Origin of the sequence: uncultured Metabacillus sp. (assembly GCF_947503125.1) — a bacterium.
Taxonomy (GTDB): domain Bacteria; phylum Bacillota; class Bacilli; order Bacillales; family Bacillaceae; genus Metabacillus.
Genome location: NZ_CANNCR010000019.1, coordinates 64,512 through 77,133, shown reverse-complemented (window position 1 = coordinate 77,133; position 12,622 = coordinate 64,512). Strand labels below are relative to the sequence as shown.

11 protein-coding genes and 1 pseudogene are annotated in these 12,622 nt (G+C 39.1%); 1 reads left to right on the top strand and 11 read right to left on the bottom strand.

Annotated elements, in window-relative coordinates; genetic code table 11:
• Positions 1–73 precede the first annotated feature (73 nt).
• A pseudogene (asnB, locus tag Q1B07_RS14230) lies at positions 74–1,501 on the bottom strand (asparagine synthase (glutamine-hydrolyzing)); the annotation flags it as partial.
• A 313-nt stretch (positions 1,502–1,814) separates the two neighbouring features.
• On the opposite strand from asnB, the gene Q1B07_RS14225 reads away from it, so the two are divergent.
• Entirely contained in the window at positions 1,815–2,192 is a 378-nt protein-coding gene (locus tag Q1B07_RS14225) for a VanZ family protein (protein ID WP_299093400.1), read from the top strand.
• A 228-nt stretch (positions 2,193–2,420) separates the two neighbouring features.
• On the opposite strand, the gene spoIID is transcribed toward Q1B07_RS14225, so the two are convergent.
• The 10 genes from spoIID to atpF form a co-directional block, all read right to left on the bottom strand.
• Positions 2,421–3,431, bottom strand: a complete 1,011-nt coding sequence (gene spoIID, locus Q1B07_RS14220) for a stage II sporulation protein D (protein ID WP_299093452.1) — start codon at positions 3,429–3,431, stop codon at positions 2,421–2,423.
• A 337-nt stretch (positions 3,432–3,768) separates the two neighbouring features.
• Entirely contained in the window at positions 3,769–5,070 is a 1,302-nt protein-coding gene (murA, locus tag Q1B07_RS14215) for a UDP-N-acetylglucosamine 1-carboxyvinyltransferase (protein ID WP_299093402.1), read from the bottom strand.
• A gap of 32 nt (positions 5,071–5,102) precedes the next feature.
• On the bottom strand, positions 5,103–5,831 hold the full coding sequence (locus tag Q1B07_RS14210; RefSeq protein ID WP_299093403.1) for a YwmB family TATA-box binding protein: 729 nt from the start codon (positions 5,829–5,831) through the stop codon (positions 5,103–5,105).
• A 177-nt stretch (positions 5,832–6,008) separates the two neighbouring features.
• Entirely contained in the window at positions 6,009–6,239 is a 231-nt protein-coding gene (locus tag Q1B07_RS14205; RefSeq protein WP_299093404.1) for a DUF1146 family protein, read from the bottom strand.
• A gap of 567 nt (positions 6,240–6,806) precedes the next feature.
• Entirely contained in the window at positions 6,807–7,202 is a 396-nt protein-coding gene (locus tag Q1B07_RS14200; protein ID WP_299093406.1) for a F0F1 ATP synthase subunit epsilon, read from the bottom strand.
• Positions 7,203–7,227: 25 nt separating this feature from the next.
• The gene (gene atpD, locus Q1B07_RS14195; protein ID WP_299093408.1) at positions 7,228–8,646 is read right to left on the bottom strand and encodes a F0F1 ATP synthase subunit beta; all 1,419 of its coding nucleotides are present in this window, start codon (positions 8,644–8,646) and stop codon (positions 7,228–7,230) included.
• A gap of 208 nt (positions 8,647–8,854) precedes the next feature.
• Complete coding sequence (locus Q1B07_RS14190; RefSeq protein ID WP_299093409.1) at positions 8,855–9,712, bottom strand: F0F1 ATP synthase subunit gamma; 858 nt, start codon at positions 9,710–9,712, stop codon at positions 8,855–8,857.
• Positions 9,713–9,806: 94 nt separating this feature from the next.
• Positions 9,807–11,315: a F0F1 ATP synthase subunit alpha gene (gene atpA, locus Q1B07_RS14185; protein ID WP_299093411.1), complete on the bottom strand. Its 1,509-nt coding sequence runs from the start codon at positions 11,313–11,315 to the stop codon at positions 9,807–9,809.
• A gap of 15 nt (positions 11,316–11,330) precedes the next feature.
• A complete protein-coding gene (locus Q1B07_RS14180) occupies positions 11,331–11,876 on the bottom strand; it encodes a F0F1 ATP synthase subunit delta (protein ID WP_299093413.1) in 546 nt (181 codons plus the stop codon).
• Entirely contained in the window at positions 11,873–12,394 is a 522-nt protein-coding gene (gene atpF / locus Q1B07_RS14175; protein WP_299093414.1) for a F0F1 ATP synthase subunit B, read from the bottom strand. The genes Q1B07_RS14180 and atpF overlap by 4 nt, the downstream gene beginning before the upstream one ends.
• Positions 12,395–12,622: the final 228 nt, after the last annotated feature.

The following is a 12,622-nucleotide window of genomic DNA, read 5'->3' as shown; positions in this document are numbered from 1 at the left end:
TTGCGGCGGTCAACAAGTTCACTTCGGTGTTAATTAAAACTAAAACGTTGTTTTTTCATAGAACTTTTGACACTACCCATGTATGGATATCGATATGCTGCATCGTGGTCACCTTGTCATAGTGTTTGGCCTCATGATAGAGAGGAAGAGTAATATCTTTAAATGAAACATGATCCCAATACATTTTGATTAAGTGCTTTATTTCATCATTATTAAAAATCTTGGCATTTCCAATGTATCTGTCCTCATATGGGGTGCAGCCCCTTTCAATAAAGCTTTTTCCCTTCATGCCTTCTGGCAGGAAACCTGCAAACATTTTCATTGACGTTTTAATAGATGGAGGAATTTTTTCAAATACACTTAGATCAATTGGTTCTCTATAAATATTATACCCGCCAAAAAGTTCATCTGCCCCTTCCCCAGACAGGACAACCTTTACATGTTTACTTGCTTCCCTGGCAACAAAATATAATGGAACAGCTGAGGGATCTGCAAGGGGATCATCTAAAAACCAGACAATCCTTGGCAGCGCTTTTATAAAGTCCTCTGGTTGTATGAGATAAGAAATATTTTCGACATTTAGTGCATGAGCTGTTTCCTTTGCGATATCTATTTCATTATATCCTTCAGTAGCAAAGCCGACAGAAAACGTCTTGAGATTCGGATTCGACTCTCTTGCCAAGGAAACAACAAAACTGGAGTCGATCCCTCCTGATAAGAAAGAACCTACTGGTACATCGCTGCGCATATGCATGCTTACTGAATCCAAAAGTGTTTCTTGTAATTCGTTTTTTAATTTTGTAAATTGATCGGTTACTGGTTTGAAGACCGGTTTCCAATAGCAATTAATAGCTAATTCCTCATCTTGTTTTTTTAAAAAATAATGTCCAGGCTCCACTTTCATTATTCCTCTTGACATTGTTGCTGGTTCAGGAACATATTGAAAGGTCAAATAATGGTGCAGCGATTCTTCATTAATGCATTCAAGATCAGTACCCAGCACGATACTCTTTCTTTCTGATGCAAAATAGAGTTTATCTTCTAGTTCAAGGTAATACAGTGGTTTAATGCCGAATGGATCTCGGGCGCCAAATAATTCATTTTTTTCACTGTCCCATATTAAAAAGGAAAACATGCCTCTAAGGGAATAAAGCATTTTTCCTTTTCTTTGACTATATAGAGCCAAGAGTACTTCTGTGTCTGAGGAAGTTTGAAAAATATATCCATCCTTCTCTAATTCATCCCTTAGCTCAATGTAGTTATAAATCTCTCCATTAAAAACAATCCAATATCTCCCATTATCATAAGAAAGCGGCTGACTGCCTGCTTCTAGGTCAATAATACTTAACCGTCTAAAACCTAGTTGAATGTATTGATCGGCGTAATATCCAGAATCATCTGGACCCCTGTGAAAAATAATATTGTTCATCTTTTTAAACTGTTGATCAATCTTTAAAGAGGCCTGTCCATTATTAGACAAAACCCCAACAAATCCACACATTATTTCTCCTCCTCTATTTTTCTTGAATGAAATTCACACTTGCTTTTTAGTCGAAGATATGTCAACCATTCATTTTTTTACTTTTAAAGTGCGAACTCATAATCTCTTATATACTTTTCAATCATGAAACGGAGGGAATCACCAAAAAGTCTCATTTAATTCTCTTTTTTTAAAACATTGCTTTATAAGTCTGGCTGCTTTTCCCTAATTGGTTTATGATGGTGAATGGTAAGTGCTATTATGTTATCTGTACGTTCAGTCACTCATATAACTATTTGATAAATAAGCAGTATTTTGAAAAAGGAGTTCAACCATGAAAAAGCTTTTGATTACAATTCTACCCTTGCTATATATGGCTTTGATTTGGATCCTTTCGAGCAATCCGTCAGATGCGATTGTTAAAACACCCTTTTCTTTTGATGCGCTTTTGAAGGAGTCCTTGCACTTGATTGAATTCGCGATACTTTATTGGCTCCTTGTGTTTGCCTTTATGGCCCATCATAAGTGGAGTGAAAGAGCAAGCTTAGCCGCAGCAATCATCGCCATCCTTTACGGCCTAACCGATGAAATTCATCAATTCTTTGTTCCATCACGCTCTGCAACGGTGATTGATTTTATAAAAGATACAATTGGGGTTACTGTATCCTATTTGATTGCGAAGAAAAAATATTTCTCTGAAAACAATAAATAGAGGCTTATAAGAAAAGCGCAAGCGCCTTGCTCAGCCTAGGGCAAATAAGACGCTCATGAATAGAAGGCGTTCTTTGCCTTCAATTCATGAGTGGCTAGACCCTAGAGGGGCTAGGCGCTGGAGCTAGACACCAAAACTAAGTACAAAATTTATACTTTCTTATCTCTTAAAAAAGAAAAAATCCCCCAATCGTTTCATTTGGGGGACTTTCCTTCTTATAGAATTCTCTTATTTGCTTGCCGTATATTTCGTCAAAAATGGCTCAGCTGCTGAAACTTTTGTTCCTTTATAATAGTGAGCGACAATTTCTGTATATTTCTTTCCGTCCTCTGCCATAAAGTTTGCACCATATTGGCTCAAGCCGACTCCATGGCCGAAACCTTTTGTTTCAATCACAACGGAATCACCTTTGATTTCCCAAGTGAAATCTGATGATTTTAATCCAAGTGCATCTCTAACTTCTCGCCCGGTAAATTCCTTGCCGCCAACCTCAACTTTTGCAACACGCTTTCCTGGTGTGAGCGCGGTGATTTTTCCAATAGACTTATCTATATTGACTCCTAATTTATTTTCAAACTCTTTAATGGAAATAACCATTTGATCATAAAATTTTGGCGATTTTTCATCCCATGGACTTTCAACACTCTTTAAATAAGGTATAGCTTCCTGCCAATAGGCTTCAGAGTTTTCTGTAAATCCATTGCTTGTTGAAAAGAAAGATGCATCGATTGGCTGGTTTTCATATGTAAGAATCTTTCCTTGCGTTGCTGCAACCGCTTCTGTAATTTTTTCCATTTTCCACGTATAATCATCACCCCATAACTCCTTTAATTCTTGAGGGCTTTTATAAACCTGATGCCCTTGGGTATCTGTGACGATTGAACCTGAACCTTTAGGAGTACCTAATGTTTCGTTATTTATTAGTCGCTTTGTAATGTAGGTTCTTGCAGCCAATGCTTGTGACTTCAATGCTTCTGTTTCAAACTCCGCAGGCATTTCTGACGCGACTACTCCAATGACATATTCTTCTAACGGGATATTTTCGGTTTTTTCCAATTGGCTTCGATAAACAGGGACTGAAACTGGTGATTCGGCTAGTACGGGTGTTTCGCTTTTGGCAACTGAAAGTTCTTTACCTAATTTCCCTTTGGATTGATCCATAAAAGGAGTGACGAGTAATGTAGGAATGAGGAGAATGATGATGAATAATGCTCCGAATGTAAAGAGAACTGGTTTCATTGATTTCATGTTTTAAGGCCTCCAATAAGATTTAGGTTAAGTGGAATATCCATAGTTCATCTTATGGGCGTGGACAAGCAATTATGACAGAAAAAATATGAACCAGTTTGTCTTTCCATTGAATGGACAAGTTAGGGACTTTCAAATGAGTATACATTTATTACTATATAGAAGTTTTTCGTAAGATCATGTATATATTTGTTTGATTATAGGTAATCTAATAAAGTCGTACACGTTTAGTGTTTCGAGCTAGGAGAAAGAAATATACCATTATAGACAAATAAAAGAAGCAGGCCGCCATGGTCATGACTCCTGCTTCTTTTATGAAGGCATATCTCTAGTCTGATACAGCTGCTTGCTGATCAGATGTTGTTGGTATTTCTTCTTTCACTCTTTCGATATCTGCTCCAAGAGCTTGAAGTTTCGTGTGGAAGTTTACATAGCCTCTGTCAAGATGCTTAAGCTCTGTTACGCGTGTATGGCCTTCTGCACATAAGCCAGCAAGGATGAGTGCTGCGCCTGCACGAAGATCAGTAGCTGCAACCTCAGCACCCTGAAGTCCTACAGGGCCATTAATGATAACAGATCTTCCTTCAATTTTAATATCTCCGTTCATGCGGCGGAATTCTTCAACATGCATGAATCTATTTTCAAAAACTGTTTCAGTGATCATACTTGTGCCGTTCGCTTGTAGTAATAATGCCATCATTTGTGATTGCATGTCTGTCGGGAATCCTGGATGTGGCATTGTTTTGATGTCAACTGATTTTAATTTTTCAGGTCCAATTACGCGAAGACCGTCTTTTTCCTCAATGATTGTAACACCCATCTCTTCCATTTTAGCTACAAGAGATGTTAAATGCTCTGGAACTGCTCCTTGAACTAATACATTTCCGCCTGTAATCGCAGCAGCAACCATAAATGTGCCAGCCTCGATACGATCGGGAATAATTGTATGCTGTGCACCTTTTAAATAGGCAACTCCTTCAATACGGATTGTGCCTGTACCTGCTCCGCGAATAATACCGCCCATTGCATTTATATAATTGGCTAAGTCGACAATTTCCGGTTCTTTTGCACAGTTCTCAATAACGGTTGTTCCATCTGCAAGGGCTGCAGCCATAATAATATTTTCAGTTGCGCCAACACTTGGGAAATCAAGGTAAATTTTAGCTCCCTTAAGTCTTCCTTTTACTTCGGCTTCAATAAAGCCGTTACCTACTTTAATTGTAGCGCCCATTGCTTCAAAGCCTTTTAAATGTTGATCAATTGGTCTAGACCCGATTGCACAGCCACCTGGTAAAGCAACCCGTGCACGGCCTTTGCGAGCTAAAAGTGCCCCCATTACTAAAACAGATGCACGCATTTTTCTTACATATTCAAATGGTGCTTCTGTTGTTAGCTCTTTTGATGCATCTACAATCACTTGATTATTTTCAAAATGGACGTCTGCACCTAAATAGCGCAGAACTTCATTAATTGTATACACATCGGAGAGCGTAGGTACATCATTGATAATACTTTTTTCTTCACTAGCTAATAAAGATGCAGCGATAACTGGCAAAACGGCATTTTTTGCTCCTTCAACTTTCACTGTACCGTTTAACTTCTGACCGCCGCGGACGATGATTTTTTCCAAAGTATTCCCCTCCGCGTCCCAATTTCTCTATATTAATATTCAGACGTAATGATTGGTGTTCCTATTACAACGCTAGTATAATCGCCCATTTCGTCCGTTCTCAATGCAATTTGAATGTTTATTTTATCGTTATCGGTTGGAATAAAATCTTCCCATAAAGGGGTTTTTCCTGAAATAGAGATAAAATCTTTTTCTTGAAGTTCTTCAACTGGATTTGCATTAAATTCATTTACTAATTCACGTGATTTTTCATACAAACTAACTTTCATATTATCATCAAGTAATCCTTGAAGACAAGCAAAAGTTGTAACATTTTCGTGAAAAATGTCGAATGATTGCTCATGAAAATACTCATTTACTTTGTCCCAGTCTGGTTGTGCACCTACCCCTGTGACCTGATAAAGGATATACGCTGTTGAATGATTGTTTGTGAGGGTTGTCAAAATTTGAAGCTTTTCAGTTATGTTTTTCTTTTTATTTTCAAACACACCGATCGCTTTAAACACTTCTCTGTCTTTTTCATAGACCCACTTATATTGACGAAGCTGGTCTACCATTTGTTTCACTTCTTTTATTGACTTTTTCTCGACAGAATTTTTGGCATACAAAGACCATGTATCAATCCGTACATTTTGTTTCTCCATTCCGTCAGCCAAAAGTGAAATCTTTGACTCGTTTCCTTCTGCTCCTATATGATTAGCCACCAATGTAAACACCAGAATCATCGTAAAAATAACTGCAGCTATTTCTTTTTTTCTCATATACGGTCACTTCCTCTCCTTAGTAACATTGTTACCGGATTGAAAGTATGCATACGTGGAAATACTCGTCAATATTAGACAGATCGAAATATGTAGCTTTTATACCCCATTCTAATTACCTATAAACAAAGCATTTAGTAAGAGGACAAGCTATTTTTTACAAAATTTCGCCAATTGTTAAAATAACATTGGCAATGCTTTAGACCATAAAAAATAATCAAGGAAAAAATTACTAACCATAGAGCCAATTGCAATCGTTAATAATATTAAAAGTGTCCTTGCTTGAATTACTTTGCCCGGTTTGATCCATTTTTCAAAATTTAATGCTTGTAAAGCCCACCAGGTGACTACCATAAAGGCGAGATTTACCAGCATACTGATTAAAGCCAGTTGGCCGTAATCGGGCATTGCCCCATCCCTCCCAATACTAAATCGTATAAAAGACACAAAGCAAGTTAAATCATACCTCATTTTTTCAAAAAAACAACCTCAATTTGACCTAAAAAAGAATAAAATAATACCCATTAAAGCCAAAAATATCCTGAAAACGGCATACCCTTGAACATTATATAAAAATTTGGGAGTAACATGATTGATTTTTAATTTTAACAAAATTTTAATGGATAATGGTTATATTTTACATAAAGCTGTTTTTCCCTTCTCCATTTTACTATGGCGTTAATCCTAATTCGTTCTTTAATTATGAATAAATTGTTACAGTGTTTGGATATTGATAGGTATTTTTGTATGATATTCTTTACACTTTGATATGTTCGATAAAATAAATGATAGCGGTTACTTCACTTAATTTTAACCTGGATGCACTCATTATATTAACTACGCTTTAAAGTGTAATTTCGAAGCCTTCAGGGGCCTTAAAACGTGTTTTAAAGGGAAGGATATATGGTTTATTTTTTAAAAAGTAAAAAGGATGGCATCAGAGAGCTATTCTCTTGAATGCCATCCTTTTTAGGATTATTTCGTTACATTTAAACGGTTGATCGCACGTCGAAGCGCTAATTCTGCACGTTTAAAATCGATATCATCTGTTTTTTGATTCAGACGCTCTTCAGCACGCTTTTTAGCTAATTCTGCACGAGCTACATCAATTGACTCAGCTCTTTCAGCTGCTTGAGCTAAAATCGTCACTTTGTCAGGTCGTACTTCAATGAAGCCGCCGCTGACAGCAACGAGTTCTGTGCCGCTCCCTTTTTTTAAGCGAACTGCCCCGATTTCCAAAGGGGCAACCATAGGAATATGCCCTGGCAGAACGCCAAGTTCACCGCTTTGAGCCTTTACGCTCACCATTTCTACGTCTGCATCGTAAACTGGGCCATCGGGAGTAACGACATTGACTAATACTGTCTTCATACTCATACCCTCCTAGGTCCCAAAATTAGGCTTCTACACCCATTTGTTTAGCAGCTTCTACTACTTCTTCAATTCTACCTACTAAACGGAATGCATCTTCCGGAAGGTGATCATATTTACCTTCAAGAATTTCTTTAAATCCACGTACAGTTTCTTTTACAGGAACATATGAACCAGGCTGTCCAGTGAACTGTTCTGCAACGTGGAAGTTTTGAGATAAGAAGAATTGAACACGACGAGCACGTGCAACCGTTAGCTTATCTTCGTCAGAAAGCTCATCCATACCTAAGATGGCAATGATATCCTGAAGTTCTTTGTAACGTTGTAATGTTTGTTGTACTTGACGAGCGACAGCGTAATGCTCTTCCCCAACGATTTCAGGTGATAAGGCACGTGAAGTTGAAGCAAGAGGATCCACCGCAGGGTAAATACCCATTTCAGATAATTTACGCTCAAGGTTAGTTGTTGCATCCAAGTGAGCAAATGTTGTTGCCGGAGCCGGATCCGTATAGTCATCGGCTGGAACGTAAATAGCTTGAATTGATGTAACAGAACCTACATTTGTAGATGTAATACGTTCTTGTAATTGACCCATCTCTGTTGCTAATGTTGGTTGGTAACCAACGGCAGATGGCATACGTCCAAGTAGGGCAGAAACCTCTGAACCTGCTTGTGTGAAACGGAAGATATTATCCATGAAGAAAAGAACATCCTGTCCTTGGTCATCACGGAAGTATTCAGCCATTGTAAGACCTGTTAATGCTACACGCATACGTGCACCAGGCGGCTCGTTCATTTGTCCGAATACCATCGCAGTTTTCTTAATAACGCCAGAATCAGTCATCTCGTGGTAAAGATCATTTCCTTCACGAGTACGCTCACCTACACCTGCGAATACAGAAATACCGCCGTGCTCTTGTGCGATGTTGTTAATTAACTCCTGGATTAATACGGTTTTACCTACACCGGCACCACCGAATAGACCAATTTTTCCACCTTTAATATAAGGAGCAAGCAAGTCTACAACTTTGATTCCAGTTTCTAAGATCTCAACTTCAGTTGAAAGCTGCTCGAATTTAGGTGCTTGTCTGTGAATCGGGTCACGACGAGCTTCAGCAGGAATTGGCTCATCTAAGTCAATGTTATCACCTAATACGTTGAAAACACGACCAAGAGTCACGTCACCTACAGGTACAGAAATTGGAGCACCTGTATCTGTCACTTCCAATCCACGAACAAGTCCATCTGTTGAAGCCATCGCAACAGTACGTACTGTGTCGTCACCTAAATGCAGGGCAACCTCTAAAGTAAGGTCGATAGCGACTGCATTATCATTCGCTTCTGTTTTTATTGTAAGGGCATTATAAATGTCTGGAAGTTGTCCGCTTTCGAACTTTACGTCAACAACCGGACCCAAAATTTGCGTAATGCGTCCTTTATTCATCGTTTTCCCTCCTATCACGAAATGCGTAAGCGTCTTGCTTAGGCCATAGCAGGAAAAGAAGGTGTTCTTTTCCTTACTAGACATACAGGTCTAGGCGCTGACAGTCTAAAACGCGACGTTAATCGCCACTACTGCACTTGCAAGTCCTGTGCTTCGAAGCTAGACACTGACACTGCTAATTTCAAGTGTCTAAATAAATAATTCGTTCCTATTCTAACGCCGCTGCACCACCGACAATTTCGGTAATTTCCTGTGTAATTGCTGCCTGACGTGCACGGTTATAAGATAATGTAAGTGTATCGATAAGCTCTTTTGCATTATCAGTTGCATTTTTCATTGCTGTCATACGTGCTGCATGCTCAGAAGCTTTACTATCAAGCAATGCTCCGTAGATGAGACTTTCAGCATATTGTGGTAACAGCACTTCTAAAATTTCCTCCTGATTCGGCTCGAACTCATAGGAAGTTAATTTTTTGTTAGACGAAATATCCGATAACGGAAGAAGCTTTTTCTCTGTTACATCCTGTTGAATCGCACTTACAAAGTGATTATAGTACATATACAACTCATCGAATGTTTCATCTGCATACATGTTTACGGCACCGCTCGCAATGTCTTTAATGCTCGCAAAGTTAGTTTCGTCACCAATGCCCGTAATTTCTGAAATAACGTTCATTCCACGCTTTTTAAAGAAATCACGACCCATTCTTCCAATTGCGATAACCACAAATTCATCATTTGATTTATGACGTTTTTGAATTGCTTGAAACGCTGCACGTAAAACACTGCTGTTAAAAGCTCCTGCTAAGCCACGGTCAGATGTGATGACTAAATAGCCAGTTCGTTTAACAGGTCTGCTTTCCAACATTGGGTGACTTACATCAGAACTACCGTTTGCAATGCTTGCCACTACCTCTTGGATTTTTTCCATATAAGGTCCAAATGCTTTCGCATTATTTTCTGCACGGTTCAGCTTTGCAGCAGAAACCATTTCCATTGCTTTTGTAATCTGAGAAGTCTTTTTTGTTGAAGTGATTCTTGATTTTATGTCGCGTAATGATGCCAAAGGTTCTCACCACCTTTAATTAAAAATCATCGATTCCGTTTTATTAACACGCTAAGTGAAAGCTCTAAAGGAGCCTTCACTTTTACGTAAAAGATTATTCTGATGCAACAAATGTTTTCTTGAAGGCTTCAATTGCTGCTTTTAAGTCTTCATCTTTTGGAAGTTTGCCAGTTGTACGGATCTCTTCAAGAAGAGCTTTTTGGTTTTGTTCAAAATATGCATGGAACTCATCTTCAAAACGTGTGATATCTGCTACTGGGACATCATCTAAGAATCCGCGAGTTAATGCATAAAGAATCATAACTTGTTTTTCAACCTTTAACGGCTTGTTAAGACCTTGTTTAAGTACTTCAACTGTACGAGCACCACGGTTAAGTTTTGCTTGTGTTGCTTTATCAAGGTCAGAACCGAACTGAGCAAATGCTTCAAGCTCACGGTATGATGCAAGGTCAAGACGTAAAGTACCAGCAACACTTTTCATTGCCTTAATTTGCGCTGAACCACCAACACGTGATACAGAAAGACCTGCGTTAATCGCTGGACGTACACCAGAGAAGAAGAGGTCAGACTGAAGGAAGATTTGTCCGTCAGTGATTGAGATAACGTTTGTCGGGATATAAGCCGAAACGTCACCTGCTTGTGTTTCGATGAATGGTAATGCAGTTAATGAACCTGCACCTTTTGCATCACTTAATTTAGCCGCACGCTCGAGTAAACGAGAATGCAAGTAGAAAACGTCACCAGGGTATGCTTCACGACCTGGAGGACGACGAAGTAATAATGAAAGCTCACGGTAAGCCGCAGCTTGTTTTGTAAGGTCATCATATACAACAAGAACATGCTTGCCATTATACATGAACTCTTCACCCATTGTTACCCCAGCATATGGAGCTAAGAATAACATTGGAGCTGGTTGTGATGCAGAAGCTGTTACAACAATTGTGTAGTCTAATGCACCATGTTTACGTAATGTTTCAACAACACCACGAACCGTTGATTCTTTTTGACCGATTGCAACGTAGATACATACCATATCTTGATCCTTTTGGTTCAAGATCGTATCGATCGCTACTGATGTCTTACCAGTTTGACGGTCACCGATGATTAACTCACGTTGTCCGCGTCCGATTGGCACAAGTGCGTCAATCGCTTTAATACCTGTTTGAAGTGGTTCATGTACTGATTTACGATCCATAACACCTGGTGCAGGACCTTCGATTGGTCTAGTTTTAGTTGTTTCAATTGGACCTAATCCATCAACAGGCTGTCCTAATGAGTTAACAACACGACCGATTAATGCTTCACCTACAGGAACCTCCATGATGCGTCCTGTACGACGAACTTCGTCACCTTCACGGATATCTGTGTAAGGTCCTAAAATAATAATACCAACGTTATTTTCCTCTAGGTTCTGAGCCATACCCATAACGCCGTTTGCGAATTCTACAAGCTCTCCAGCCATGACATTGTCGAGGCCATGAGCACGAGCGATACCGTCCCCAACTTGGATAACCGTACCTACATCGCTTACTTTTATATCAGACTGATAGTTTTCGATTTGCTTCTTTATAAGCGCACTAATTTCTTCAGCTTTGATGCTCATGAGTTTCACCCCTATCTACAATCTGTTTGCGACCAATTGTCGCTCTATACGTTCAAGCTTACCGCTCACACTGCCATCATAGATCCGATTGCCAATACGCAGCTTCACACCGCCGATTAATCCTTTATCGACAACATTTTCTAAACGAAGTGATACCTTGCCAATTTTCTTAGCAAAGGAAGTCGAAATCGATGTTAACTCAGCTTCGGTTAACGGACGAACAGAATACACAATGGCATCCTCTGTACCGCGTACTTCATTAGCGTGCTGCACGAAGTAATTGACAACATCTGTTACAATATTAGAACGATGGCGGTCTACTAATAGTAAAAGGGTATTTACTACTTGTTGTGTAAGACCAGCAAATGCTTCTTTTACAATCGATTTTTTAGTTTCATTTGTAACCTTTGGATGGTTAAGCACATCTATAAGTTCTTTATTCGTTGAAAAGACTTCTTTGACAACGAGTAATTCACTTTCGATTTGATCGAGTTGATTTTGTTCTTTTGCAAGTTCAAAAAGAGCGACTGCGTAACGGTTTGCTACGATTTCATTACTCATCTGCCTTCGCCTACCTCATTGATGTAGTCGTTGATCAGTTTTTCTTGCTCTTGTTCATTCAACTCTTTTTCAATGACTTTAGATGCAATTAATACGGATAGAGATGCAACCTGCTGGCGTAACGCAGCAACTGCCTGCTCTTTTTCCTGCTCGATTTCTTTAAGGGCTGCATCTTTAAGACGGCCTGCTTCAGAACGAGCTGCTTGGATGATATCTTCCTTTTGCTGCTCACCAAGCTTTTTCGCATTTTCTACTAGAGCCTGGGCTTCCACACGTGCTTGTTTTAAAAGCTCGCGCTGCTCTTCAACTAGTTTTTGTGCTTCTTTATTTCTTTCTTCAGAACTGTTAATTTCATTCGCGATATGCTCTTCACGTTGCTTCATAATATTCATAACCGGTCCAAATGCATATTTTCCTAATAATGCAAGGAGGATTAAGAACATAACAAGCTGGAATACGATATCACCTGTGTTTAGGCCGCCTGTAGTCGCGCCTAATGCAAGATCAAAAGTTAACATAGCTCGGTTTCACTCCCTTCAAGAGTTCCATGATGGGTTATGATGATTAGAAGTCAGAGGTCAGAGGCCGGAATTTCAGAAATGAGAGAATGCCAATTTCACACTCAAAGTGCTTCTAAACACCAGACTTCTCAAAAAATTTATCTGTTAAAACAAAATTAAGATTTTAAAAATAAAACTTACTATTCCCTTAGGCTTTCAATTCACTGCCCGTTATCATGACATAAA